The organism is Arthrobacter sp. NPDC080031, from assembly GCF_040702485.1.
Taxonomy (GTDB): domain Bacteria; phylum Actinomycetota; class Actinomycetes; order Actinomycetales; family Micrococcaceae; genus Arthrobacter.
On record NZ_JBFBLA010000027.1, the window covers coordinates 27638 to 54109 of the forward strand.

Here is a 26472-nt window from a genome sequence, read left to right on the forward strand (position 1 = left end):
GACCAAGGATCTGTCCTGGCCTGCACGACCCGTCGACCAGGACAGATCCCTCCACAGGCACCCGCGCCGAACGCTGGAAGGCCGAACGCCGAAGTCATCGCCGGGTGTACAACGAGGCTTCCAGAGGCTACGCTTTTTGAGGTTGAGCCGTCGGCCATAGACGCCCTTTTTTGGAGTACCTATGGACCGCAGATTGCACGCTCTCGTAAAATTCGATGTCTCTACGGATGCCGTTGAGATAGACGTGCGCGGGAGCCTCAACGAGGATTCCCGCCCCGCCCTCGTTCACATCGTCCGCCGGATCCGGCGAATGGGCATCACTTCGCACATCAGGGTCGGGTTTTCCCGCGCGGCGCTTGTGGAATCGCAGGCCTTGGCCGGACTCCGTAACGACCTCAACTCGATCGACGGCGGCGGCACCGAAGTAGGACCAGCCAAAGGCTCCGGAGTTTCGCTGGAATTCATGGATCGGCCTGCCACCCTTCCCGTCGAGGCCGCGGCGGGGTCGAAATTCGTCGAGATCACCGGCGAGTTCGCAGCCTCGATCGATGCCGACGGATTCCAGCCGCTGGACAAGTACTCCGATGACGAACTTCTCGCCGCCAGCGATTTCGCTTTTGGACTGCTGGACCAGCCCACGTATGCCGGCCCGGAGCTGCTCGCGCACTACGACGCGATTGGCATGGAAATATCGCGGCGGAAAACCCAGGACCTCAAGGCGGATCCCCTTGAGAAGACCCTTTCGGAAAGCGGGCACGCCACTCCGGCCGAACCCGTGTAAGCTAGAGCGGCCCATTCAATGGAATCCACAGGAAGGCGGGAAGCGCTCCGTGGCCAACTCGGCATCCGGCGATTCCGTCGTGGACCGAATCGTCCGGATCATCGAAGCTTTCCCCGAAGGCTCTACTTCCCTGCGGCTTTCCGAACTCGCGGAGACCGCCGGCTTGCCGCTCACGAGCACCCATCGCCTGGTCCGGCAGCTCGCCGAACACGGACTCCTCGAACTCGGGGTCGGCGGAAATGTCCGCATGGGCCTGCGGTTGTGGGAACTCGTCAACCGGAATTCACCCACCCTGGCCCTCCGGCAAGCGGCGCTGCCGTTCATGGAGGACATCCAGCAGGTCCTGAACCAGAACGTGAACCTAGCCGTACTCGACGGCTGGGAGGCCTTGTTCGTTGAGCGGCTGTCCCGCCGCGGATCCGTGGCCAACCGCGCCCGCGTTGCCGGCCGCATGCCGGTCCACATCTCCTCGGCCGGGTTGGCGTTGATGGCTAGCCAACCACGGGAACTGCAGGCCGAGTACCTCAAACAGTTCAGCGACCCCGCGGGAAACGTGACGGCCGACGTCGTCCGCCGCCTTTTGGCCGAAACCGTCCAGCAAGGGTACGCCCAGCTCGCCGGCGTGGTGGATCCGGATACATGGGGAATCGCGGTTCCGGTCACGGACGGCAAGCGGCTTACGGTAGCCGCTCTCGGCGTCGTGGTTCCCCTCGCTGAAATGCGCCTGCAGGCGTTGGTGCCCGCCCTGCAGACGGCGGCCCGCGGAATCGCTCGCCAGCTCGGGGAGCAGCGGAACGCCTAAGAATTTCCGTTGAACGGAATTCACCTAACGCCGATCATGCGGTGGCGGCCACACTGGTCAGCAGAACCTCCGCAGCCGCTCAGGCGCGGTTCCGCAATGAAGCGAGGCAGACCATGGCACGTAAGACCATCACCACCCAAGTGGCCATCATGGGCGCCGGCCCGGCCGGCCTCATGCTTTCCCACCTGCTGGCGGAGTCGGGGATCGAATCCACCGTCGTCGAAGTCCGCAGCCATCAGCAGATCGCCGAAACTGTCCGTGCGGGCATCCTGGAACACGGCTCCGTGAACTTGCTCGTGGAAAGCGGCGTTTCGGACCGCGTGCTGCGTGACGGCGACCGGCATGACGGGATCGAACTGCGCTTCAACGGCGAAAGCCATCGGATCGACTTCAAAGAGCTAGTGGGGGAATCGGTGTGGCTCTACCCGCAGACGGACGTCTTCCTCGACCTCGCCGCACGGCGCAAGGACGACGGCGGCGACGTCCGGTACAGCGTCACGGACACCACCATCCACGACCTCGAAGGCAAGCCGAAAGTCTGGTTCACCGATGCTGCGGGCCAGGAATCCGAGATCCAGGCGGACTTCCTGGTGGGCGCCGACGGTTCGCGCAGCCACTGCCGCTTCCAGATCCCCGAGGTCAACCGCAAGTGGTACTTCCACGAATACCCCTTCGCCTGGTTCGGCATCCTCGCCCAGGCCCCCCGGAGCTCGGATGAACTGATCTACGCCAATTCCGAGAACGGCTTCGCCCTGATCAGCCAACGCACGGAGAATGTGCAGCGCATGTACTTCCAGTGCGACCCCAAGGAAAACGTGGACGACTGGGACGACGAGCGCATCTGGTCCGAATTCCGCAAACGCGTCAACGGAAACGGCTTTGAGCTCAAGGAGGGGCCGGTCCTCGAGAAGATGGTCCTGCCGTTCCGCAGCTTCGTCCACACGCCGATGCGCTACGGGAACTTGTTCCTTGCCGGAGATGCCGCCCACACAGTCCCGCCGACCGGTGCCAAGGGCCTCAATCTGGCCCTCCATGATGTCAAGGTGCTCTTCGAAGGACTTGAATCCTTCTATTCGAACGGTTCCGATTCCCTGCTCGAGTCCTACAGCGACCGCGCCCTGGAACGCGTCTGGAAGGCCCAGCACTTCTCCTACTGGATGACGTCCATGCTGCACACCGTCCCCGGTTCGGACGATTTCAGCCGGGCCCGCCAACTCGGGGAGCTCCACTCCGTGGTCTCCTCCCGGCATGCCCGGGCGTACTTGGCGGAGTCGTACACGGGATGGCCGACGGGGAGGTAGGGTGGCGGCTGGCTATTTGCGCGTCGTCAGGTACCGGATGCCCCAGCTGGCTGCCCATACCTCGCCGGGTTCCAGCCAGCGCAGGCCTTCGCCACTGTTGAAGGCATTGGCAGGCGCCGTCATCGGTTCAATCGCGACGGCGGTCACCATGCCGCCTGCGCTGGCGAACTCCTTGGTGGTGAAGGCTTGGACATAGCCGAAGGAGGCGTCCATGAACAGCTGCACTTGGCTGCCATCGGGGGCCTCCAGGTAGTGCAGCGAGCTTCCGTCGTCCTCGCGCCGGACATCGCCCCAAGCGTCGTCGAGGTCAACAGCGCCCACCAGTTGGCCGGTGCGGAAATCGTTCCCTGTTCCCTCGACGTCCGTGGTGATTCCAGTCGGAATCAGGCGTTCGTCCACTTCGATGTGGGTACCGGCGTTGATGTAGAGCGTGAGTTCTTCGGTCGGCACGCTGCCCAGTTTGAGGAAGGGATGCGCACCGAGGGCGACAGGCGCGGACCGGGGTCCGGTATTTTCCAGGCGGTGGGTGACAAGAAGCCCGTCCTCCACGAGCTGATAGCGAACCGACGTCGACAGCTCGAAAGGGTATCCCGGCTGTGGCGGGACGCCGGCGTCGAGCGTGATGCTGTCAGCGGTGTGGGCACTCACCCCGTAGGGAGTGTGGGACAGCAATCCGTGCAAGGCATTGCCGTTGGCCGGTTCGGTGATGTCCAGTTGCTGGGCGACGCCGTCGTAGCGCCACGTGCCTCCGGCCACCCGGTTCGGCCACGGGACCAGGACCCAGCCCGCGCACCACGGCGGTTGGGCGTCGGCAGGGTAGTCCTGGATGAGGGCGACGCCGTCGACCTCGAGCTCCCGCAAGCTCGCGGCGACTTCCGTCAGCACAACGCGCTGGTGGCGGCCGCCGATGCTGGCCGTGAGTTCGAAGTGTTCGCTCATGGGCGATGGTGCATGGTGGCGCGGTTCCCGACTAAGGGAGGGTTCCTGATTGAGCGAGGGCGCCTGATTCAGCATGGTCGGCCTGACTAAGAGTAGGGATAGGGAAAGCGCCGGCGGGGTCCGCGAGGAACTGCGTGAAGGCCAGTTCAGCGGCTCCGATCATCATGAGATCCGAGCCGAGGGCGGCCCGGTAGATCTTTACCTGTCCTGCCGGTCCGGCCATCGCCTGGGACCGGAGAAGGCTGTCCAGTGTCCCGGGAGACAGGGCGTGCAAGACGCCGAGGAAGCCGTCCAGGACGATCGCCTCCGGGTTGAAAGTGTTCACGGCATTGCGCAACGCGATGCCAAGATACTCGAGCTGGCGCGCCACTTCGGTGCCCACTGCTTCGCTGTTGTTCGCCCGCAGCGCTTGCTCGAGTTGGCCCGCGTCGCCGCCACCCAGCCCGGCAAGTTCGAAAAGCTGTGACTGGGAGACTTCGGTTTCAAGGCAGCCCGTCGCCCCGCAGTGGCAAGATTTGCCGGACGAGCGGACAAACGTGTGTCCAAGTTCCCCGGCATAGCCGGATGTTCCGCGAAGCAATTCCCCGTCAGCGATGATCCCGCCGCCGATGCCGCTGGCTCCACCGTTGAGGTAGACCAGGTTCTTCTGTCCCGCGCCGGCGCCGAACAGGAGCTCGCCTTCGGCGCCCAGTGATGCGTCGTTGGCCGCGTGGCAGGGGTAGCCGGTGGCCTCGCCGAGCATTCGGGCGACGGGTTCATCGCGCCAGCCCAGATGCGGGGCGTGCCGGACTACGCCGTCGTCGCGGTTGACGAGCCCGGGCACTGCGATGCCCACACCCATGACCCGGTAGGAAGTGTCCAGCTCGGACCGCATTCCGGCGATCACTGCGGCCGCGATGTTCACGGCCTCTTTGGCCGTCGGTATCCGCTCCGTGTCGAAACGGATCTTCTTCTGGACCTTCCCCCCAAGGCCGACAAGGCCGATGGTGACGGCATCGATCTCGGGGTTGACCGCAAGGGCGGCGATGGAGGGCCGCGGACGGACGATCGGGCTGGGCCTGCCCACCTGTGCTTCACCGGAAGGCGCCGTCTCGTAGACCACGTCCAAGTTCACAAGTTGCCCTATCAGCGTCCCTACCGTGGACCGGTTCAGGCCAGTCCGCTTGGTCAGCTGGGCGCGGCTGAGACCACCGTTGTGATGGACAAGGGAGGTCAGCAGCGCCAGGTTGTTTCGCCGCGACGGATCGGGCTCGCTGACGGTGAGGGGATTCGGGGTGGGGGAGGGCATCATCGCGACAATATCAGCTCCCAAACACCGTGCGGTCCAGGAAGTCGTTGCGGAACTTTCCGGAAGGATCCAGGCGCTCGGCCAAGGCGATGAAGTCGCCGAAGCGCGGGTACAAGGGCGCGACGGCGGCAGCACCGGCGTCGAACAGCTTGCCCCAGTGCGGCCTCGCCGCGAACGGAGCCAGTTCCGCCTCAAGGAGCGGCAGGATGGCTTCGACCGCCGGCTGGTCCTGGCGCCAAGTGAAGTGCAAGCCGATGCCGTCACGGCCGTAGTTGGCACTCAGCCAGAGCTGGTCGGCAGCCACCGTGCGGATTTCGCCAATCAGCAACAGCGGAGTCACGACGTCGGAGAGCCTGCGCATGGTGCGGAGGGCGTCCACGGCGTGTTCACGGGGGATTAGGTACTCGCTCTGCAGCTCGTCGCCCTGGCTAGGAGTGAATTCCATCCTGAAATGGGCCAGCCGGTCCGACCACGGCCCGGCAATGCCGAGCTGCTGCGTGCAGTTACTCCCTGACACCCCGGGAAGGGGGTGCAGGGCTTCCGTCGCCGGGGTGCCGCCGAAGAATTCCGGCGTTCCGGGCGCGGGATCGCCGCTGCGCCTCTTGAGCCACGCCTGGCCCACAGTCTCTCCGCTCCAGTCGGTGAAGAGGCTGACGCTATAGGCAGAGGAGGTTATCCGGTCGAAGCTTTCCAGGACGAGATCCCAGTTGAGGTTTTCGAAGACGCTCTGGGCGACGTCGAAGCTTGGCTGGACGTCCAGGGTCAGTTTTGTGACGATGCCGAGGGCGCCGAGTCCAACAACCATTCCGTCAAAGCTGGGGTCGCCCCGGCGCACGCTGAGAATACTGCCGTCCGCAGTGACCAATTCAAGGCCCGCGACGGCGGTGGCCAGGTTGCCGTTGGCGTCCCCGGAGCCGTGCGTGGCGGTGGCGACAGCTCCTGCCACCGAAATGTGGGGGAGCGATGCGAGGTTGTGGAGGGCGAAGCCCTGGCGCTGGAGCTCAGCCGCGAGCGTTCCGTAACGCGTGCCACCGCTCACCGTGACGGTCATGTTCGCCGCATCCACGCTGATGCCCGGATCCAGGCGGTCCAGCTCGACGAGTGTGCCGGCCGTGTCCGCGATGGAGTTGAAGGAATGGCGGGACCCGAGCGCGCGGATATTCGAGGCGCCTGCCACGAGCCCTTGGAGCTCCTCCACGGTGGCGGGATGGGCGAGCTGCGGTGCCTGGTAGCTGTAGTTTCCTGCCCAGTTGCGTTCCGCCACCAGCTGATCAGTCACGGTTGAATCCTTCGTTTGGGAGCCTCGCGGCCTTATTTGATGTTCACAACAACATAACGGCTGGACCGACCCATCGCCAGATCTTTTGCGAACCTTTCGTTGAGTGGATAAAAAAACTCGATGTTTCCACGTGGTTGACATCACAGAGATTCGTAATATGTTGGATAGCGAAACAAATCCGCAAACCCACCCGGAGCACTCAATGACGATTCAGCCCACCCGTGAAGACAAGTTTTCGTTCGGCCTTTGGACCGTGGGATGGGAGGCACAGGACCAGTTCGGTTCGGCAACCCGCCCGCCGCTGGACACCGTGGAAGCCATCAACCGGCTCAGCGACCTTGGCGCCTACGGCATCACTTTCCACGACAACGACCTGTTCCCCTTCGGTTGCTCAGCCGCTGATCGCCAGCGCGAAATCGACCGTCTGCAAGGGGCCCTCAAGGCCACCGGGATGATCGTACCCATGGTCACCACCAACCTGTTCAGCCACCCCGTCTTCAAGGACGGCGGTTTCACGAGCAACGATCGCGGCGTCCGCCGCTTCGCCCTACGCAAGGTGCTGGACAACATCGATCTCGCCGCTGAACTCGGCGCCGAAACCTTCGTCATGTGGGGCGGCCGTGAAGGCAGCGAATACGACGCCGCCAAGGACATCCGCGGCGCGCTGGAACGCTACCGCGAAGCCGTGAACCTGCTGGGCGACTACGTCACGGACAAGGGCTACAACATCCGCTTCGCGATCGAACCGAAGCCGAACGAACCCCGCGGCGACATCCTCCTGCCCACCCTGGGCCATGCCCTGGCCTTCATCGAAACGCTTGAGCGCCCGGAGCTCGTGGGAATCAACCCCGAAACAGGCCACGAGCAGATGGCCGGGCTGAACTTCACGCACGGCATCGCCCAGGCCCTGTATCAGGGCAAGCTCTTCCACATCGACCTCAACGGCCAGCGCAGCATCAAGTTCGACCAAGACCTGGTATTCGGCCACGGCGACCTGCAGAACGCCTTCTCTTTGGTGGACCTGCTCGAAAACGGCGGTCCCGACGGCGGACCGGCCTACGACGGCCCGCGCCACTTCGACTACAAGCCCAGCCGCACCGAGGACATCGACGGCGTGTGGGATTCCGCAGCCGCGAACATGCAGACCTACTTGCTGCTCAAGGAACGAGCCAAGGCATTCCGGGCCGACCCCGAAGTCCAGGAAGCCCTCCAGGCGTCCCGTGTGGCGGAAATCAACGAACCCACCCTGAACCCGGGCGAAGGCTACGAGCAGTTGCGTGCCGACAAGTCCGCCTACGAGGACTTCGACGCCGATGCCTACTTCGGCGGCAAGGGTTTCGGATTCGTGAAGCTCCAGCAGCTCTTCATCGAGCACCTCCTCGGAGCGCGCTGATCCCGTGGCCGCTGCTTCCTTGAACCTTGTTGCCGGGGTCGATTCCTCCACTCAAAGCTGCAAAGTGGTGGTCCTGGACGCTGAAAGCGGAGCCCTCGTCCGCGAAGGCCGGGCGAGCCACCCGGACGGAACGGAAGTCCATCCGGACGAGTGGTGGCGGGCTCTGTCCGAAGCGTTCGACGACGCCGGCGGCCTCGCCGGCGTCAGCCCGCTGTCCGTAGCGGGCCAGCAGCACGGCATGGTGCTGCTGGACAGTGACGGCAATGTGGTGCGGCCGGCTCTGCTGTGGAACGACACGCGCTCGGCCGGAGCCGCGGAAGACCTCACCGCAGAAGTAGGGGCCGAGGACTTCGCCCGGCGGACCGGGCTGGTGCCGGTGGCTTCGTTCACGATCACGAAGATCCGCTGGATCAGGGACCACGAGCCCGAAAACATGGCGAGGGTGGCCGCCGTCGCGCTCCCCCATGACTGGCTCACGTGGCGTCTTCGCGGTTACGGTCCGGCCGGCTCCAGTCCGCTGGGGCCGGACCTGGACGAGCTGACAACTGACCGTTCGGATGCCAGCGGCACCGGCTATTGGAGCCCGCTGACCGGACGCTACGATCTGGACCTGTTCAAATTGGCGTTTGGCCAGGATGCCCGGGAAGCCTCGGGCGGGTCAGCGACGGCGGCGCCCGGCGTCGTCGTTCTTCCCCGCGTGCTGGGCCCCGGCGAAACCGCAGGCCGGGTGCATCCGGAGTGTTTCGGGGGCCCCCGCGCAAGTGAGGCTGTTGGTGACGGGATCCTGCTCGGTGTCGGGGCGGGGGACAATGCCGCCGCCGCGCTGGGGCTCGGAGCCAAACCCGGCGACGTCGTGGTGTCCGTGGGTACCAGCGGCACCGTGTTCGCCGTCGACTCCTCGCCAGGACATGATGCGAGCGGGACCGTGGCGGGCCTCGCGGACGCGAGCGGGGAGTACCTGCCGATCGCCGTGACGCTGAACGCCGCCCGTGTGCTCAGCTCCGTTGCCGCAGTGCTCGACGTCGACTTCGACGGGCTTTCCCGGCTAGCCCTCGAGGCCGAACCTGGTGCGGGAGGTGTGGTGCTGGTGCCATATTTCGAGGGGGAACGGACACCCAACCTGCCTCATGCGAAGGCCAGTTTCCACGGCCTCAGCATTGCCTCCACGACCCGGCCGAACATCGCCCGGGCGGCCATCGAAGGCATGCTCTGCGGCCTCGCCGGAGGCCTGGATGCGCTGCGTGACCAGGGCGTCCGTGCAGAGCGATTGCTCCTGATTGGCGGTGCCGTACAGAACCCTGCTGTCCAACGGATCGCGGCCCAGGTATTCGACCTGCCCGTGGTGGTTCCGAGCCCCGGTGAATACGTGGCCCGAGGCGCAGCGGTGCAGGCGGCATGGGCGCTCGCAGGGCACCGCCCGGACTGGCCCGTGGCCGTGGATGCCACGCCTGAGCCGGATTTCAGGGCGTCCATCGGCCAGAACTACAGGAAGGCCAGTGCCCGCATTGATACCGGCAACTGAACCGCTGCTCGTCAGGACACCGCTGCTCGATTCCCTGAATCCGGATCCGGTGCCTGCATCCGGCAGGCCCGTCCGGTGGGGAGTCATTTCCACCGGACGGATCGCCGCCACAGTCATCAGCGACCTTGCTCTCCTGCCCGACGCGCTTCTGCAGTCCGTCCGTTCCCGGACCCAGGAAAATGCGGAGGCGTTTGCCTTGGAGCATGGCTTCCGGAGCGCCTACGGTGACGACGGCGGGATCCCGGGTTACCAGCGCCTGCTCCGTGATCCCGCGGTAGAGGTGGTTTACGTGGCAACACCGCACACGAGCCATTACCCGGTGGCGAAGGCGGCACTCGAAGCCGGGAAACACGTTTTGTGCGAGAAACCGTTGACCATCAATGCGCGTGAAGCAGAAGACCTGGTCAGCTTGGCCCGGGAGAAAAGCCTGTTCCTGATGGAAGCCGTGTGGACCCGATTCCTTCCCAGTGTGCAGCGGGCGGCGGAAATCATCGCATCCGGGGAACTCGGCGAGATCCGGTGGCTGCAGGCGGACCTTGGATTTCCAGCGCCGTATCATCCGGAGTCCCGTTTGTGGAGACGCGACGACGGGGGAGGCGCCTTGATGGACGTTGGGGTGTATCCCCTGACCTGGGCGCTGATCAGCCTCGGACGCCCGCAGTCGATCACGGCCACGGCTCATCTCACGGATGGCGGAGTGGATTCCGAGACTGCACTGACGCTGTCCTATTCCTCCGGAGCGCAAGTCCAGGCAATGACGTCGTTGACCGCGGCAACCCCGCAAACGGCCACCGTATGCGGCACCAAGGGCATGCTGCGCTGCAACGCGCCACTGTTCAGTCCAAGCGAGCTGACCATTGTCTCCAGCTCCGGCGAGCAGCGGTTGGAGAAATTCACCCCGGCCGGCCATGGCTACACATACCAGCTGCGCGAAGTCATCCGTTGCCTGCAGCAGGGCCTTCTCGAGAGCCCAACCATGCCATTGGCAGATACCCTGGCCACGATGTCCCTACTGGATGAAGCACGCAGCCAAGTGGGAATCCACTACCCGGCGGACTAGGGGCGAAGGAGTGCTGGCCGGCTCAGGCTTCGAGCGGCAGCCTGCCGTCTTCTTCCGGGACAGGCCTTCCGCTTGGCCCTAAAGTGCTCTCGCGGAGGATGAGGCGGGGCTTGAGCGTCAGGACGCGGTGTTCGTGGTCGGGATTCCGGATCTCGTCGAGGAGAAGGCTGATTGCTTCGGCGCCCATGCTGTGTCCGTCCTGGGCCACAGTGGACATGGAGATCGCGACTTCGGTGGCGAAGTGGTTGTTGTCGTAGCCGATGACGGCGACGTCTTCGGGCACGCGCAGGCCTCTTGCCATGAGTTCGTGGATGACCCCTGCCGCGATGCGGTCTGAGGGCGAAAGGATTCCGTCCGGCACGCGGTCGGCAGGCCGGCCGGTCACTTCGGCGGCGATTTTGCGCCCTTCATCGCTCTTGAGGCGACGGGAGGGGATGATCTCGAGGGTGGCATTGCCGGCCTCCATCACGGCCCGGAGGGCGCCGTTGCGCCGCTCCTTGATGGCGTGGAACTCCTCGGGGCCGCCGGCGAACAGCAGACGGCGCCGGCCGAGCTCAAGGAGGTGCCGTGCGGCCATGTAGCCGCCATACTCCTCGTCCGAGAGGACTGCGCAGCAGTCTTGACGGCCGCCGGCGTAGTTGACCAGGACGATCCGGCGTCCGTGCCGGCGGACCCGATCGACACCTTCCAGGCTTGCGTTCAAAGGCGTGAACAGGATGCCCGCCACCCGTGCCTCGTCGAAGATGTCCAGGTACGACTCCTGGCGCTTGAAGTCGATGTCGCTGTTGGCCAGCAGGAGGGCGTGGCCCGAGGTGCGGGCCTCGTCTTCGGCGCCCCTGGCAATGTCGACGAAGAGTGAGTTGTCGATGTCGGTGAGGACCAAGCCGACGGTACTGCTGCTGCCTGCCGCGAGCGAACGGGCAGCGCTGTTCGGGACGAAGCCAAGCTGCTCGACGGCGGCGAGGACCTTCTGGAGCGAACGCGCCGAGACTTTCTCCGGCTTGTTCAACGCATGCGAGACGGTCCCAAGTGACACTCCGGCAAGGCGCGCGACGTCCTGCATACTGGGGGCCCGGCCCCCGTCTGCGGTCTGACTAGTCACGCGGTTCGTCCCTCAATCCTAAAGCGCTTCATTTATGGCTTCAAGCAAGGATAGAAGGCCGCGCTGACACGGTCAAGCCCAGCGAAGTCGAGCGGGATCCGAATTAAATCGTTTCAAAATCTATTGACGCACATCACGTCGCACCCCTATTCTAAATCCAGATGAAGCGCTTCAATTAGCAAGCAACGTTTTCTACTCGATGGAGAGGTTCCCGTGATTCGTTGGTTCAGCACCCCGGTGCCGGCATTGCCGGAAGGGACGCGATGAGCTCGGCAGAGGGCCAGTCGGTGGCGGTGGCCGAGGCTGCCGCGCCTGTTCCGCCCCTTGACCGCCGCACCCGGAAGTTCACCGCACGACGCATCGGTACAGTCCCGTGGTGGTTCGTTGTTCCGGCCCTCCTGTTCTTCCTGTTCGCGGTCCTGTGGCCAAGCGTGCAGGGCGCCGCCTACGCGTTCACCAACTGGGACGGACTCTCGGCCACCAAGGACTTCGTGGGCCTGGCCCAGTTCGAGCGCCTTCTCAAGGACCCCGGAGGCGTCGGCGCGGTGGTCCACACCCTGCTGATCGCCTTCGCGATCACCGTGGTGCAGAACCTGATCGGGCTGCTGCTGGCCCTGGGCGTACACAGCAAGATCAAGAGCCGCAACATCCTGCGCGTGGCCCTCTTCACGCCGGCAGTGATTACGCCCGTTGCCACCGGCTACCTGTGGAAGTACCTCATGACCCCCGACGGGGCGATCAATCAGATCCTGGGGTTCTTCGGCCTCGGTGCCCTCCAGCACGATTGGCTGGGGGATGCCGACATCGCCCTATGGTCCATCGTCGCGACGGTGGTCTGGCAATTCGCCGGCTACTCGATGGTGATTTTCCTGGCAGGCCTGCAGGGAGTTCCTGAAGATGTCCTCGAGGCCTCCAGGATTGACGGCGCAGGCCCGTTCCGCCGGTTCTGGTACGTGGTCCGCCCGGAGCTGGCTCCGGCGATCACGATCAACCTGATGCTCTCGATCATCGGAGGCCTGAAGCTGTTCGACCAGGTGTGGGTCATGACTTCCGGCGGCCCCGGAACCTCGACGGACACCATGTCGACCCTGATCTACAAGAACGCGTTCCAGTTCGGCGACTTCAGCTACGGCATCGCCATGGCCCTGGTCCTGACCGCGTTCGTCGCGATCCTCTCCACCGCTCAATACAAGCTCCTCGGCAAGCAGGGAGGCACCAAGTGAACCGCTACACCTGGCGGACGTTCATCCTCGAGGCCGTCATGGTCCTCGTCGGCGTCCTCTTCTTCCTCCCCGTCTACATCCTGGTCAACCTGGCACTGAAGACGCCGGACGACCAGTCCTCGCCCTTGGCGCCGGTCACCAACATCACGTTCCAGAACTTCTCCGACGCGTGGAGCCAGGCCAACCTGGGCCAGGCCCTGCTGACCAGCGCTTTCGTCACCGTGTTCAGCGTGCTGATCATCGTGGCCATCTCGGCGCTGGCCGCCTACCCCCTGGCCCGGGTGACGAAGAGATGGTCGAAGTGGTTGTTCTTCGTCTTCATGCTGGGGCTGCTCCTGCCCTTCCAGCTTGCCCTCATCCCGCTCTACACGACCATCCGGGACCTGGGGCTGCTCGGCAACCCGATCTCCCTGGTCCTGTACTACGCAGGCTTGCAGGTTCCGTTCTCGGTCTTCCTCTACACCGGCTTCATCCGGGCGGTTCCCCTCGACTATGAGGAAGCCGCCGCGATCGACGGCGCGGGCCCGCTGCGGAGCTTCTTCTCGGTGATCTTCCCGCTGGTGCGTCCCATCACCGGCACGGTCATCATCCTGAACGTCCTTCACGTCTGGAACGACTTCCTGACCCCGTTGCTGTACCTGAGCGGCAGTAGCCAGCAGACCGTGCCGGTTGCCCTGTTCTCGTTCGTCAGCCAGTACGTCTCGCAGTGGAACCTGGTCTTCGCCGGCCTGGTCATCACCATCGCGCCGATCCTCATCGCCTACTTCGCGATGCAGAACACCATCATCAAGGGCTTCGCCAGCGGTCTCAAAGGCTAGTCCCCTCACCTCATCTGCGTGAGGGCGTCCGGTCCTCACGTCTTTACCTCGGCAGCGCCCTGGCTGCAGTTCAAAGGAGAGCAACATAATGCACAAGAAGAGCCTTCTGGCCCTCTCGGTCGCCGTCGCCGCGGCCCTCGGCCTCACCGCATGCAGCGGAGGCAGTTCCAACGCCGGCGCCGGACCAGGGGACGGAAAGACCCTGACCCTCGCGGCCACGACCAACGAAAAGCCCGCCCTCGACGCCGTCGTGGCGAAGTTCAAGGAGCAGAACCCCGGTGTGGACGTGAAGTACACGACGTCGGCCCTGGACCAGTACCAGACCACCACTCGCACCCAGCTCTCCTCGGGAACCGCTCCTGACGTCGTCTTCGTCTGGCCGGGGGACGGCAACCCCATGGCCACCCGCGTGGTCGGCAAGGCCGGTTTCCTGGAAGACCTTTCCAGCCAGTCCTGGGCGAACAGTTTCCCGGCCGGCATCAAGCCGGTCACCCAGTACAACGGCAAGACCTACAGCGCCTCCGTCACGTTCTCCGGCATCGGCGCGGTCTACAACATGACCGCCATGACCCAAGCAGGCCTGACCCCGCCGACCACGTGGAGTGGTCTGCTGCAGTTCTGCTCCGCCGCGAAGGCCAAGGGCAAGACAGCTTTCGAGCTGGGCGCGCAGACAAACTGGGTCACCCAGCTCATCCCATACGCGCTCACCCCCACCCTCGTCTACGGCCCGAACCCGAACTTCCCGCAGGACATGACCGACAAGAAGGCCACCTTCAGCGACTCGAAATGGACCGACGCGTTCAACAAATACCTCGAGATGCAGAAGGCCGGCTGCTTCCAGGCCAACCCTCTCGGCACTGACTACAACGCCAGCCTTGCCGCCGTCGCGAAGGGCGACGCGCTGAGCGTGGTGCAGGTGAACTCGGCCGTGGCCGCGATCAGCACGCAGGCACCGAAGGGCACCGAGTTGAACATGCTCCCGGTCCCTGCGAGCGACAACCCGGCCGATACCCGCATGGCCGGCGCCGCAGGCTCGACCTACGGGGTGAACGCGCATGCAAAAAACAAGGACCTCGCGATCAAGTTCGTCAACTTCCTCGAAAGCCCTGAAGGCATGAACCTGTACGCGCAGACCAACAAGGCCCTGCCCGCGGTCCCGAACGACGCCTTCACGGTGGACCCGGCCCTGAGCACGCTGCAGCAATACCAGAAGGGCGGCAAGACGGACGCGTTCATGGACCAGAACTGGCCCAACGCCCGCGTCCAGCAGACCCTCTTCCAGGTAGTGCAGGATCTCCTGGCCGGCAAGACGGACGCTAACGGGGCCCTGAAGCAAATGGACAGCGCCTACACCTCAGGCTCCTAGGCCCTCCCGGCCCGCCGCGCGAGCCGTTACCCGATCACCTGGCAGTGGCGGTCCCCAGGACCGCCACTGCCCTCACACCTCGAGAGCACTTGGGAAGAACCACATGACACTCCCGGCAACAGCCACAGCGACAGAAGAGACCACTGCAGCCACCGCCCGGGTGGTCCGCCTGCAGGCCGAACACCGGACGGTTGCCCTCGGCATCGGCGAAGCACGCCCCCGGCTTTCCTGGCAGACACAAGCCCCTGCCGGGTGGCAACAGCGCAAGTACGAGATCGCCGTCGAGCGGGCAGGGAGGGCACGGGTGACAACGGAAGTCTTGTCTCCGGAGTCCGTGCTCGTGGAGTGGCCGTTCCCGGCACTGGAGTCCCGTGAGCGCGTCGAGGTGCACGTGCGGGTCTGGGGAAACGACGACAACCCGTCTCCGTGGAGCGAACCCCTCACCATCGAGGCCGGCCTCCTTGTCTCCGAGGACTGGACGGCCCTGGCCATCACTCCGGACCTGGAGAACGACCGCGAGGAAGACGACCCGCCGGCCCTGCTCAGGCGATCCTTCAGCACGACGGCAAGCATCGCTTCGGCCAGGCTTTACGTGACCGGGCAGGGTGTGTACGAGGTGGAGATCAACGGCCGGCGGGTCGGGGACGAAGTTCTCGCCCCGGGCTGGACGAGTTATGACCACCGTTTGCTCTACTCAACGTTCGACGTGACAGACTTCCTCGTCGACGGGGAGAACGCCGTCGGCGCGTGGCTGGCCGACGGCTGGTTCCGCGGACGCATCGGTTTCCAGGGAGGTACCCGCAACAGCTACGGGGACCGGACTTCCCTGCTCGCGCAGCTCGAAATCACCTACGCGGACGGCCAACGGGACATCATCACCACCGACGATGGTTGGACAACCTCCAACGGGCCCATCACCTTCGCGGGCTTCTACGACGGCGAACGCCACGACGCCCGCCTTGAGCAACCGGGCTGGTCGCAGCCCGGCTTTGATGACGGCGCGTGGTCCGGGGTGCGGATCGCCAACCTGGACAAAGCCACCCTCGAGGCCCCGGCAGGACCGCCCGTCCGGTGCACCGAAGAGCTCGCCCCGCAGCGCGTCTGGACATCGCCCTCAGGCAGGACCCTCATCGACTTCGGCCAAAACCTCGTCGGCAGGCTCCGGCTCACCGTCCAGGGCAAGCCCGGCGACATGGTGACCATCCGCCACGCCGAAGTCCTACAGGACGGCGAGCTGTACACGAGGCCGTTGCGCCTGGCCGCCTCGACCGACGAATACACCCTTGCGGACGATTCCGAGCACGCGTGGGAGCCGCGGTTCGCCATGCACGGCTTCCGTTACGCCGAGATCACCGGGGCCGTCGACGCCGTCAAGCTTGAGGCCCTGACAGCCCGGGTCCACCACACCGACATGGAACGCACCGGCTGGTTCGAATGCTCGGACCCGCTCATCAACCGCCTGCACGAGAACGTCCGGTGGAGCATGCGCGGGAACTTCGTCAGCATCCCCACGGACTGCCCGCAGCGCGACGAACGCCTGGGATGGACCGGAGACATCCAGGTCTTCGCCCCCACGGCCTCTTTCCTCTACGACTGCTCCGGGATGCTCACAGGCTGGCTCAAGGACGTCGCCGACGAACAGCTCCCGGACGGGACCGTCCCCTGGTATGTCCCCTGGGTGCAGGCCGGTTCGTGGGACGAGACGATCCCCGGGGCCGTGTGGGGCGATGTGGCCGTGCTCACCCCATGGACCCTGTACGAGCGCTTCGGAGACAAGGGCGTGCTCGCCGATCAGTATGCCAGTGCCAAGGCATGGGTCGATCTCATGGACGAACGGGCCGGTGAAACCCACCTTTGGGACGAAGGCTTCCAGCTCGGCGACTGGCTTGACCCCGCCGCGCCCCCGCACGACCCCGCCGATGCGCGCACCGACCGCTACCTCGTCGCCACCGCCTATTTCGCCTGGTCCGCACGGCACCTCTCACGGATTGCCAGTGTCCTCGGCAATACCGACGACGAGGCCCGGTACGCCGAACTGGCCGGAAAGGTCAAGCAGGCATTCGCCCGGCGGTACATCCGCGAGGACGGAACCATGACAAGCGACGCACAGACCGCCTACGCCCTCGCGCTCGTATTCGACCTCCTCCCAACAGAAAGTCAGAAGCGCCGCGCGGCCGACCGCCTCGCCGAACTCGTTGCCGAATCGGGGAACCGCATCGCCACCGGATTCGCCGGCACCCCGGTCATCAGCGACGCACTCACCCTCGGCGGACACGTCGGGACCGCCTACGACCTGCTCAAGGAAGAGGAATGCCCCTCATGGCTGTACGCCGTGAAGCAGGGCGGAACCACCATCTGGGAACGGTGGGACTCGATGCTGCCCGACGGCACCATCAACCCCGGGGAGATGACCTCGTTCAACCACTACGCCCTCGGCGCCGTGGCGGACTGGATGCACCGGGTCATCGGCGGTCTCGCACCCCTCGAACCCGGCTACAAGAAGATCGGCATCCGGCCGCAACCCGGCGCCGGGATCACCCACGCGACCACGCGCCACCTGACCCCCTACGGCATGGCCGAAGTCGCATGGCGGATCGAGAACGGGACCATGCACCTCGACGCGACAGTACCGAGCGGAACGACGGCGACAGTCGAGCTCCCCGGCGGCCTCCCCAGCGAACTGGGCCCGGGAAAGCACCGGCTGACGGTTCCGGTCACGTGAGCGCTCCTGCGCCGGGAGCCCTCGGCGGCGCAGGATCGTCGCCAGGCCGCACGGCACGGTCCAAATGGCCTTGAACCGCGGATCCCTGATTGATGATGTAAGTCACGCAGTCAAGACAGGATCCTGGAGGAAACATGCCCGCTACGCCGTCGCCCGGGAGAGTGGGCGATGTCCGCAGGCAGAACCTGGCACTTGTTCTCGCCGGGATCCAGAGGAACGGTGGGGCCACGCGTGCCCAGCTTGCCGCGGAAAGCGGTCTGACGAAGGCTTCCGTTTCAAGCCTCGTCACCGACTTGATCGAATCCGGCCTGGTGCGGGAAAGAAGTGTCACCCACGACGGCGAACGCGGACGGCCGGGAACCGGCCTTGTCCTCAATCCGGCTCGCGGTGCCCTGGCCGCGGAAATCAATGTCGACTACCTCGCGGTCGGAGTCCTGGATTTCACAGGGGAACTGACCTTCCACGAAACCGTTGAGCGGCACAACCGCGGAAGCCGGCCCTCCGACATCCTGCCCCTCCTCGTCGCCATGGCGCAGCGGGCAGCAACAGAGGCTGCGGGCATCGGCGTCGAACTTCTTGGTGGGGAACTGACCGTGCCGGGGTTGGTGGATACGGAACGCAACGTGGTGCTGGCTGCACCAAACCTCGGCTGGGCCGACGTCGGGCTCTCCGAAGAGCTGCCCAAACTCCTTCCCGAAGCCCCCTTCGGAGTGACCCTCTCGAACGAGGCCAATAGCGCAGCGCTCGCGGAACTCTGGTTTGGCCACGGCGCAAATCACGGCACCAGCGACCGGTTCCGGCACTTCCTGTACATTTCCGGTGAAGTGGGCGTCGGCGGCGGGCTGATCATCGATTCCCAGCTGTTCTCCGGCCCGCAAGGCCATGCCGGTGAGATCGGGCATGTGGTGGTGCATCCCGACGGTCCACTGTGCGCCTGCGGTGGCCGCGGTTGCCTTGAGACGCTCGCAGGCCAGCAGGCCATATATTCCGCAGCAGGAATGGATCAGGATTTGACCTCCCGGCAGATGGAGCAGCTGCTGAACCGCGTTGCCGACGGCGATGAGCGCGCCGTATCAGCGGTGGAGCAGGCCGGGCACTACCTCGGAATCGCGGTTGCCTCGACCGCGCGGGTGGTGAACGTTTCCGCCGTCGTGCTCGGCGGTCATTTCGCCGTACTGGAGGAAGGGATCGCTCCCGCGCTGCGCAGGAGCTTGGACCACCACGCACCGGGACTGATCCCGGAAGGAAACCTGGCCTTCTCCGGACTGGGGCAGACGGGGGCCCTCAGGGGCGCCGCGGCAACCTCAGTCCGGAGAATATTGGGCCAAGCCTACGAGCTGATTCCCTGAACCTCCGCGAGCGGGGCAGCCAAGGCTGTCAGCTCCACAAGTTCCGGCCGTGCAACCGTGCTTTCGATCGGCACCGCTGAGCCGCTGTGGGCAGATGCCAGTACAGATTCCATGACCTCCAGCGCGTGGAACGCCAGTTGGCCGCCGGCACGTGGTTCGGTCCCGGCCGGGGTGGCAGCAAGGTCGGCGATGCCGAAGCCCCGGCCTGAATCGATGTAGCCGGCCGAGACCGGAAGTGTCTGCCAGGATTCGCCCCCGAGCGTGAAAAGCTCAACGTCGCCGTCGAAGTGGTTCGGGTCAGGAACCACCAGGGACCCTGTCGCGCCGTGGATCTCGATGTTGGCCGACTTCGTTTTCACCGCGTCAAAGCTCATCACAAGCGTGGACAGGGCGCCGGAGTCATGGACCAGGACCCCCGTCACGTGCGAATCGATGGTCACCGGAATCACCTCGCCCTCGCGCGGGCCCGAACCGATGGTGCGCGAGTCCCGTGTGTGGCTTGCGGCTCCGATGACCGAGACCACCGGACCCAGCAGCGTGACCAAGGCGCTGACGTAATAGGGACCCATGTCCAGCAGGGGTCCGCCGCCCGGTTGGTAGTAGAAATCAGGATTGGGATGCCAGCGCTCGTGTCCGGGCGTCACCATGGTTGCCGTGGCCGAGATCGGGGCGCCGATCAGGCCGTCGTCGATCGCTTTGCGGGCGGTCTGGATCCCGGTGCCGAGCACCGTATCCGGCGCGCACCCGACCACGACGCCGGCCTCCCGCGCCGCGTCGAGCACTTGCCGTGCCTCCGCGGTGGTCGCAGCGAGCGGCTTTTCCCCATACACGCTCTTGCCGGCGGCGATCGCCTTCAAAGCGATCGGCGCATGCGCGGCCGGAATGGTGAGGTTCAGGACGAGCTCGACGTCGTCCGCCGCCAGGAGCTCGTCGACGGTAACCGCGCGAACGCCGTCGTAAGAATCCGCGACTGCTTGCGCGCGTGCGGGGTCGAGGTCGGCGACGGCTACCAAGTCAATGGCGTCCAGCCGGCCGAAGTTTGCAAGGTACTGGGCGATGATGGCGCCGCAGCCGATGATTCCTACCCTTATTTGCTTTCCTGCGTCTAGCGGGTTGCCCACATCATGCCCCTTTCGATGATCGTGCGGACGTTGCTGTCCTGGAGGATTTCCACTCGGTGTCCGGGGGTGCACACGAAGATCCGCCCCTTCCCCCACTGCCTTGTCCAGATGGCGGGGGACGTGACCTCCCGGTTCCACTGGTCCCAGTCCCTGACCTTCTGGGTTGTGGTGGCGAGAACGTCGATGTAGTCGTCCGAAAGCACCCAGTACTGCTCGGTGACCAGTTCGAAGTCGCTTAGCCCTTGCGTGATGGGATGGCTCGCGGCAGCCGGGAGCATGTTCACCGTGTACGGCACATAATTGTCCGACTGTTCGCCGATGCATTCATCCGGGTGCTTGCCGGGATGGCAGGCGAACTGGCCGCCGATCATATGCAGGTAGTCCGAGTTGTTCCGGTAGGAATCAGCGATGCCGCCGTGCCATCCGGCAAGCCCGGTGCCGTTTTCGACGGCGGTGCGGAGCCCCTCGAATTCGTCCTTCTCAATGGTGGACATCGTCACGCATTGCACGATCAAGTCCACCCCGGACATATATGCCGAATCGGCATATATCTTGGGCGATTCCTCTACCCGGACGTCAAAGCCGTTGTCCTTGAGGAACGGGATAAAGAGTTGTGTGGCCTCGAATGGCTGATGGCCATCCCAGCCGCCACGGACCACCAGGGCGGTCTTCTTGTCAGTCATGGTTTCCTTTGCGTAGAAATACGGCCGGACAGCCGAAAATCGGAGGTAGTCAGCGGCTTGAGAAGGCCGCGTCGAAAGCGGCGATCGGCGGGGCGATGGCAGCGAGTTCCCGGACCATGGCCAAGGATTGCGGTGCTCCCACGAGTCGGTCCATGCCCGCGTCTTCCCACTCGACGCTGGTTGGCCCGTCGTAACCGATGGCGTTGAGGGTCCGGAAGATCGGCTCCCACTTCACGTCCCCATGGCCTGCGGTGACGAAGTCCCAGCCCCGGCGCGGATCCGCCCATGGCAAGTGCGATCCGAGCCGGCCATTGCGGCCATTGAGCTGGCGGATGGATTCCTTGACGTGCATATGGAAGATCTTCGGCGCGAAATCCTGCAGGAACATCACCGGATCCAGGTCCTGCCAGATGAAGTGGGACGGATCGAAGTTCAGCCCGAAGCTCTCCCTGTGGCCCACTGCTTCCAGGGCACGCTTAGCGGTCCAGTAGTCGTAGGCGATCTCGGAGGGGTGGACTTCCAAGGCGAAGCGGACTCCCACCTCGTCGAACACGTCGAGGATCGGGTTCCAGCGGTCCGCGAAATCCTGGTAGCCACGCTCGATCATCGATTCCGAGGCGGGCGGGAACATGGCCACGGCCTTCCAGATGGAGGAGCCGGTGAATCCCGTGACGGTCGTGACGCCAAGGCGTGCCGCGGCCCGTGCCGTCACTTTCATGGCCTCCGCAGCGCGTTGACGCACCCCTTCGGGATCACCATTGCCCCAGACTTCATCGGACAGGATGTCCCGGTGGCGTTCATCGATGGGGTCGTCACATACCGCTTGGCCGCTGAGGTGGTTGGCGATCGCGAAGACCTTAAGGCCGTTCTTTTCGAGGATGTCGAGGCGTTCCTGCACGTAGCCGTCGTCGACGGAAGCACGGTAGGGGTCCAGGTGGTCGCCCCAGCAGGCGATTTCCAGCCCGTCGAAGCCCCACTCGCCCGCGAGCCGGGCGACCTCTTCGAAGGGCAGATCGGCCCATTGGCCGGTGAACAGTGTGATGGGTCTTTTCATCGGGGTTCCCTCCTAGACTTTCTGCCAGCGGCTGGACTCTGCGGCGCTGGCTTCCACGGCGGCCAGCACCTTTTGCACTTGCAATGCGTCAGCGAACGACGGCGAGGGTTGCTCGCCTGCGCCGAGCGCGGTCACGAGGTCCACCACTTGGTGCGTGAAGCCATGTTCGTATCCGAGGCCATGCCCGGTGGGCCACCAATGGCCGACGTAGGGGTGCTCGGGTTCGGTGACGAAAATCCGGCGGAACCCGGCATCGGGCGATTCGGCGGCGTCGTAGAAGGACAGGACGTTCATTTCTTCGAAGTCGAACGCGAGGGATGCCTTCGTCCCGTTGACTTCCAGTCGCATGGCATTCTTCCGTCCCAGCGCGAAACGCGTGGCCTCGAAGACCCCGACGGCGCCCGATGAAGTAGCGCCGCCGTCGAACCTTGCCGTGAAAATGGCGGCGTCATCGACAGTGACCGTGCCACGCGGCGCATCCGCGCGGACGTCGCCGTGTCCGCCGAGGCCCACGAGGTCACCGGCCAACGGCCGCTCGTGGACGAAAGTTTCCAGGAGCGCGGAAACGCCTGTGATCTTTTGCCCGGTCACCCACTGCGCTGCGTCGATGCTGTGTGCCCCGATGTCGCCCAAAGAGCCGGACCCGGACTTGGACTTGTCCAGTCGCCACGTCATGGGGGCGTTTTCGTCGCTGAGCCAATCCTGCAGGTACTGCGCCCGCACGTGCCGGATGTTTCCCAGGCGGCCCTCTTCGACCATCCGCTTGGCGAGGGCCAACGCGGGAGTGCGGCGGTAGCTGAACCCGCACATGGACAACACGCCACGAAGAGCTGCGGCCTGGGCGGCTTCGGTCATGCGCTCTGCCTCCGCCACCGAATTGGCCAAGGGCTTCTCGCACAGTACGTGCTTTCCGGCGTCGAGGGCCGCTATCGCGATCTCGGCGTGCGTGTTGCCCGGGGTGCAGATGTCGATGAGGTCGATGTCGTCCCGTTCGAGCAGCCGGCGCCAATCGGTCTCCACCGATCCCCAGCCGAGCTTGCCCGCGGCGGCCCGGACGCCGTCGTCGTTCCGGCCGCACAGCGCGGTGAGCTGGGGGTCCAGCGGGAGATCGAAGAACCGCGGCGCTGTCCGCCAGGCGTGGGAGTGGGCGGCACCCATGAAGGCGTAGCCGACCATGCCGACGCGCAAGGGCTTTGCGGTGGTCATTGTGTTCCTTTCGCGTATTTCAATCGGGCGTTGGCTATTTGCTGAATCCGGCGGTCAGCCCGCTGAGCAGCTGGCGGCGGGCCACCACATAGATGACCAGCAGCGGCAAGGTGGCGAGCACCACGGAAGCGAGCACCGCGGGGATGTTGACGCTGAACTCGCCCTGGAAGGTCCACAAGGACAGCGGAAGCACGCGGGTGGACGGGCTCTGGGTCAGGATCAGCGGGAAGAGGAAGCCGTTCCAGACGCCCAGCGCGTTGTAGATGCCTACGGTCACGACGGCGGGCCGCGTCATGGGCAGCGCGAGGCGCCACATCATGGCCCAGTCCGAGCAGCCGTCGAGCCGCATGGACTCGAACAACTCGTTGGGAACATCTCGCATGAAGTTGCTCAGGATGAGCACGGATATGGGAATGGCGAACGCGATCGAGGGGAGGATCAACGCCAACAAAGTGTCATAGAGATGGGCCTTGGTGATCATCCAATAGATCGGGATGATCGTGGCGTGCAAGGGAATCGCCAGGCCAAGGAGGAACGTGTTGTTCGTCCACGTCAGGAAGCGGCCCTTGCCCCGGACGATGGCGTAGGCGGCCATGAACGAGACCAAGAGTGCCGGCACGACGCTGCCCACAGTGACGATCAGGCTGTTGGCGAAGTACATCGCGAAGTCGTTGTCCAGGACCAGCTTGTAGTTGTCCAACGTCGGTTCGGTGGGCGGCATCATCGGGTTCGAGGTGAAGAACCCGGCTTGGTTCTTCAGGCTGGTCACCACTACGTAGTAAATGGGAACGATGATGATCGCCAGCCAAAGCCAGCCGCCGAGGCCGCCCAGGTAGTTGGGACGGAGCCGGCCGGGCCCCTTGGCCCGTTTTGCTCGGGGGCCATGATTGTGGCCTTGCTTGTTGCTTGGCGCGGTGCGTCTTGCCGGCGGTGCGGGAATCTGGGTTGTGGAAGCCATCAGGCACCTTCCAATTGGCTTGCGTTGCGGTTCTTGCCACCGAGTCTTTGCAGGAGGAGGGCCAAGGCAAGGCCGATCACCACGAGGATCACGCCCAGGGCGCTCGCCGCTCCCATGTCGTTGGCCTTGAAGCCGGTTAGGTACATGTGCAGGGGCAGCAGCCTTGTGGAGTAACCGGGGCCACCTCCGGTGAGGACGAAGACGAGGTCGAAGTAAGCCAGTGAGCCCACCACCATGAGGGTGGAAGAGGTGATGATGGTGTACTTCAACTGGGGCAAGGTGATGGCGAAGAACTGCTGGACGCGCCCGGCACCGTCGATTTGGGCCGCTTCATACAGTGACGCCGGGATCTGGCGTACGCCGCCTTGGTAGATGAGCGTGTGGAACGGGACAAACTGCCATGCGATGACGAACACGACGACGAACAGCACCAGGTCCGAGTTGCCGAGCCAGTCCTGGGCCAGGAACGGAAGGCCCAGGCCCGGGCCAAGGCCGAAGTTCGGGTCCAAGAGGGCCTTGTAGGCGATGGCGACGGCCGCGGAGGACAGCAGCAGCGGCACGAAGTAGAGGACGGCGAGGGCCGCGCGGTATTTCTGGGATGCGGACGTGAAGACCCCGAGGAGCAAGCTGATGGGAGCCTGGACGATGAACGAGAAGAACATGATCTTGGCGGTGACCCACAGCGCATTGCCGGTGACGGGATCAGTCAGGACCGTGGTCCAGCTCGACAAGCCGTCCAGCTTGATTTCGCCCAGCCCGTCCCATTTGGTGAAGCTGAGGAAGAGCACGCCGAAGAGCGGGATGATGGCGAAAAGGAGGAAGAAGACGAGGGCTGGTGCGGCCAGCCACCCCGACGGGCCCTTTTCAAGGACCCGCCGGGAAGAACCGGTTGAGGTAGACACTGGTTACTTTCCGATCGTTGCGTTCATGGTTGAGACGAACTGATCGGGGCTGGTCTTCTTCAGGAAGATCTGGTCCAGGTTCGCCAACATGGCGTCCCCCTGGGCGGGGCTGAGGGCCTGGTCCCAAGAGAGCGTGAAGCTGGGGGCGTTCTTGGCCATGCCGTACACATAGCTCAGGAAGTCCTTGTCCGGCGATGCGGCCAGCTTGCTTTCGATGCCCGTGGTCACGGGAACAGCGCCGGAGTCGATGAGGGCCTGCGTGTCAGCGTCGGTGAACATCCCGCTCTTGACGTAGTCGAGTGCTGCCTTCTTCTGGCTGTCAGTGGCCTTGGAAGAGATCGACCAGAAGTTGGAGGGGTTGCCCACGACGTTGGCCGGATCGCCCTTGCCGCCGGAAACGCTCGGGAACGTGATGTAGCCCAGCTTGCCGTTTTTGACGAAGTCCGCGGCATCCTTCTTCATGCCCTGGTAGATCCAGCCGCCCTGCAGGATCATGGCGGCCTTGCCGGTGTAGAGGAGGGCCTGGTCCGCGTTGCTGTCGGCGGCGATGGAGGAGAAGCCGTTGGCGAATCCGCCGGCGTCCACCAGTTCCTGGATTTTGCTCAGGGCTTCCTTGACGGCGGGATCGGACCAGGCGCCGGGCTTGTTGGCGGCGATGTTCGCGAAGACGTCGGGTCCGCCGATGCGCTCCACCAAGTACTCGAGCCACATCAAGTCTGGCCATTTGGACTGGCCGCCCAAGGAAAAGGGAGCGATGCCTGCTGCCTTGAACTTCGGCACCAGGGCCATCAGTTCGTCCCAGGTCTTGGGTGCCTGCGCGCCGATCTTGTCGAAGACTTCCTTGTTGTAGTACAGAACGACGGGCTGCACGTTGTTGTTGGGCAGGGCATACGTCTTGCCGTCGATCACGCCGTTCTTGAGCACGGACGGCAGGTAGCGGTTCTTGACATCGGGGTTTGACGCTACGAAGTCCGAAAGATCGGCCACTTGGCCGGCGTCGACATAGGACTTCAGGACGCCGCCGCCCCAACCGTAAATGAAGGTGGGCCCCTGGCCGGCGCCGACGGCGGTGCGCACCTTGGTCTTGTACGCGTCGTTCGCGAAGAAGTCGAGCTTGACGGCCTCGTCCGGGTGAGCCTTGTTCCATGCATCGATGGACTTCTGGAGTACGGGCTGGTTACCGCCCGTAAGGCCCCACATGGTGGCCGAATCGGCGTTTCCTGCCGAACTTGACGGTCCACTTGATCCGCAAGCTGCGAGGGAGATCGATACGGCCGCAGCAGTGACGGCGATCGCTGCTGAGCGCAACGCGAGTTTTACCATTTGCAATTCCATTCGTCCTCCGGGCTCGACGCTGATTGCCCGGCTATTGGTTTCGGGAGTCCGGCCTTCGGGGAGCGAGGCTGCACTGCCGCTGAATATGCTTGATCCGAATCATCGAAATATTTCGAGAACATTTTCGGTCCGTTAGGCAAATTTAGCTGTGGCGTGGGTCACCGTCAAGGCGATTCGGATAATAAAGTTCAACTCTCTTACGAAATAGAGATTGACTCTGCTTGCCGTGCCGGTCAAACTTGTCTCGACGAAATATTTCGAAAGAGTT

General features: G+C 64.5%; 22 protein-coding genes. 11 read left to right on the forward strand and 11 right to left on the reverse strand.

The annotated features are described in order from the left end of the window. The first annotated feature begins 181 nt into the window (after window positions 1-181). The 3 genes from AB0323_RS19490 to AB0323_RS19500 all read left to right on the forward strand — a co-directional run bounded on the left by AB0323_RS19490 (window position 182) and on the right by AB0323_RS19500 (window position 2884). The gene (locus tag AB0323_RS19490) at window positions 182-781 is read left to right on the forward strand and encodes a hypothetical protein (protein ID WP_366178786.1); all 600 of its coding nucleotides are present in this window, start codon (window positions 182-184) and stop codon (window positions 779-781) included. A gap of 49 nt (window positions 782-830) precedes the next feature. Further along, window positions 831-1583, forward strand: coding sequence for an IclR family transcriptional regulator (locus tag AB0323_RS19495; RefSeq protein WP_366178787.1), 753 nt, complete (start codon window positions 831-833; stop codon window positions 1581-1583). A gap of 113 nt (window positions 1584-1696) precedes the next feature. Then, window positions 1697-2884 carry a 4-hydroxybenzoate 3-monooxygenase gene (locus tag AB0323_RS19500; RefSeq protein WP_366178788.1) on the forward strand — a complete coding sequence of 396 codons (1188 nt, stop codon included), beginning with the start codon at window positions 1697-1699 and terminating at the stop codon, window positions 2882-2884. Window positions 2885-2896: 12 nt separating this feature from the next. Here AB0323_RS19500 and AB0323_RS19505 read toward each other — a convergent pair whose 3' ends face one another. The 3 genes from AB0323_RS19505 to AB0323_RS19515 are packed head-to-tail and all read right to left on the reverse strand — an operon-like array spanning window position 2897 to window position 6390. Continuing rightward, window positions 2897-3823, reverse strand: a complete 927-nt coding sequence (locus AB0323_RS19505; protein ID WP_366178789.1) for an aldose 1-epimerase family protein — start codon at window positions 3821-3823, stop codon at window positions 2897-2899. Window positions 3824-3854: 31 nt separating this feature from the next. Continuing rightward, window positions 3855-5114, reverse strand: a complete 1260-nt coding sequence (locus AB0323_RS19510; protein ID WP_366178790.1) for an ROK family transcriptional regulator — start codon at window positions 5112-5114, stop codon at window positions 3855-3857. A gap of 10 nt (window positions 5115-5124) precedes the next feature. Further along, a complete protein-coding gene (locus tag AB0323_RS19515) occupies window positions 5125-6390 on the reverse strand; it encodes an FAD-binding protein (protein WP_366178791.1) in 1266 nt (421 codons plus the stop codon). A 202-nt stretch (window positions 6391-6592) separates the two neighbouring features. On the opposite strand from AB0323_RS19515, the gene xylA reads away from it, so the two are divergent. From xylA to AB0323_RS19530, 3 genes are read left to right on the forward strand one after another with little or no spacing between them, the layout of a single operon-like run. Continuing rightward, a complete protein-coding gene (gene xylA, locus AB0323_RS19520) occupies window positions 6593-7783 on the forward strand; it encodes a xylose isomerase (protein WP_364536818.1) in 1191 nt (396 codons plus the stop codon). A 19-nt stretch (window positions 7784-7802) separates the two neighbouring features. Continuing rightward, window positions 7803-9305 (forward strand): xylulokinase, encoded by a 1503-nt coding sequence (xylB, locus tag AB0323_RS19525; RefSeq protein ID WP_366178811.1) that lies wholly within the window; start codon window positions 7803-7805, stop codon window positions 9303-9305. Further along, window positions 9280-10365, forward strand: a complete 1086-nt coding sequence (locus AB0323_RS19530) for a Gfo/Idh/MocA family oxidoreductase (protein WP_366178792.1) — start codon at window positions 9280-9282, stop codon at window positions 10363-10365. Before xylB ends, AB0323_RS19530 begins: the two co-directional genes overlap by 26 nt. Window positions 10366-10387: 22 nt before the next feature. Here AB0323_RS19530 and AB0323_RS19535 read toward each other — a convergent pair whose 3' ends face one another. Next, window positions 10388-11467, reverse strand: a complete 1080-nt coding sequence (locus AB0323_RS19535) for a LacI family DNA-binding transcriptional regulator (RefSeq protein WP_366178793.1) — start codon at window positions 11465-11467, stop codon at window positions 10388-10390. Window positions 11468-11730: 263 nt separating this feature from the next. Here AB0323_RS19535 and AB0323_RS19540 point away from each other — a divergent pair, with 263 nt between their 5' ends. From AB0323_RS19540 to AB0323_RS19560, 5 genes are all read left to right on the forward strand, one after another. Beyond that, window positions 11731-12690 (forward strand): sugar ABC transporter permease, encoded by a 960-nt coding sequence (locus AB0323_RS19540; RefSeq protein WP_366178794.1) that lies wholly within the window; start codon window positions 11731-11733, stop codon window positions 12688-12690. After that, a complete protein-coding gene (locus AB0323_RS19545) occupies window positions 12687-13508 on the forward strand; it encodes a carbohydrate ABC transporter permease (RefSeq protein ID WP_366178795.1) in 822 nt (273 codons plus the stop codon). The genes AB0323_RS19540 and AB0323_RS19545 overlap by 4 nt, the downstream gene beginning before the upstream one ends. 88 nt (window positions 13509-13596) lie before the next feature. Continuing rightward, complete coding sequence (locus tag AB0323_RS19550) at window positions 13597-14874, forward strand: extracellular solute-binding protein (protein WP_366178796.1); 1278 nt, start codon at window positions 13597-13599, stop codon at window positions 14872-14874. 103 nt (window positions 14875-14977) lie between these two features. Continuing rightward, window positions 14978-17596, forward strand: coding sequence for a glycoside hydrolase family 78 protein (locus AB0323_RS19555; protein ID WP_366178797.1), 2619 nt, complete (start codon window positions 14978-14980; stop codon window positions 17594-17596). Window positions 17597-17730: 134 nt separating this feature from the next. Then, the gene (locus tag AB0323_RS19560) at window positions 17731-18945 is read left to right on the forward strand and encodes an ROK family transcriptional regulator (RefSeq protein ID WP_366178798.1); all 1215 of its coding nucleotides are present in this window, start codon (window positions 17731-17733) and stop codon (window positions 18943-18945) included. Here the strand turns inward: AB0323_RS19560 and AB0323_RS19565 are convergent. From AB0323_RS19565 to AB0323_RS19595, 7 genes are read right to left on the reverse strand one after another with little or no spacing between them, the layout of a single operon-like run. Next, window positions 18927-20066 carry a Gfo/Idh/MocA family oxidoreductase gene (locus AB0323_RS19565; protein ID WP_366178799.1) on the reverse strand — a complete coding sequence of 380 codons (1140 nt, stop codon included), beginning with the start codon at window positions 20064-20066 and terminating at the stop codon, window positions 18927-18929. The two genes, AB0323_RS19560 and AB0323_RS19565, sit on opposite strands and share 19 nt — an antisense overlap. Beyond that, window positions 20051-20749, reverse strand: coding sequence for a ThuA domain-containing protein (locus AB0323_RS19570; protein ID WP_366178800.1), 699 nt, complete (start codon window positions 20747-20749; stop codon window positions 20051-20053). Before AB0323_RS19570 ends, AB0323_RS19565 begins: the two co-directional genes overlap by 16 nt. 49 nt (window positions 20750-20798) lie before the next feature. Then, window positions 20799-21803 (reverse strand): sugar phosphate isomerase/epimerase family protein, encoded by a 1005-nt coding sequence (locus AB0323_RS19575; RefSeq protein ID WP_366178801.1) that lies wholly within the window; start codon window positions 21801-21803, stop codon window positions 20799-20801. A 12-nt stretch (window positions 21804-21815) separates the two neighbouring features. Further along, a complete protein-coding gene (locus AB0323_RS19580; RefSeq protein ID WP_366178802.1) occupies window positions 21816-23009 on the reverse strand; it encodes a Gfo/Idh/MocA family oxidoreductase in 1194 nt (397 codons plus the stop codon). Between the two features lie 34 nt (window positions 23010-23043). Next, the gene (locus AB0323_RS19585; protein ID WP_366178803.1) at window positions 23044-23967 is read right to left on the reverse strand and encodes a carbohydrate ABC transporter permease; all 924 of its coding nucleotides are present in this window, start codon (window positions 23965-23967) and stop codon (window positions 23044-23046) included. Then, window positions 23967-24869: a sugar ABC transporter permease gene (locus tag AB0323_RS19590; RefSeq protein ID WP_059388769.1), complete on the reverse strand. Its 903-nt coding sequence runs from the start codon at window positions 24867-24869 to the stop codon at window positions 23967-23969. The genes AB0323_RS19585 and AB0323_RS19590 overlap by 1 nt, the downstream gene beginning before the upstream one ends. A gap of 3 nt (window positions 24870-24872) precedes the next feature. Continuing rightward, window positions 24873-26192, reverse strand: coding sequence for an extracellular solute-binding protein (locus tag AB0323_RS19595; RefSeq protein ID WP_366178804.1), 1320 nt, complete (start codon window positions 26190-26192; stop codon window positions 24873-24875). Between the last annotated feature and the right edge of the window lie 280 nt (window positions 26193-26472).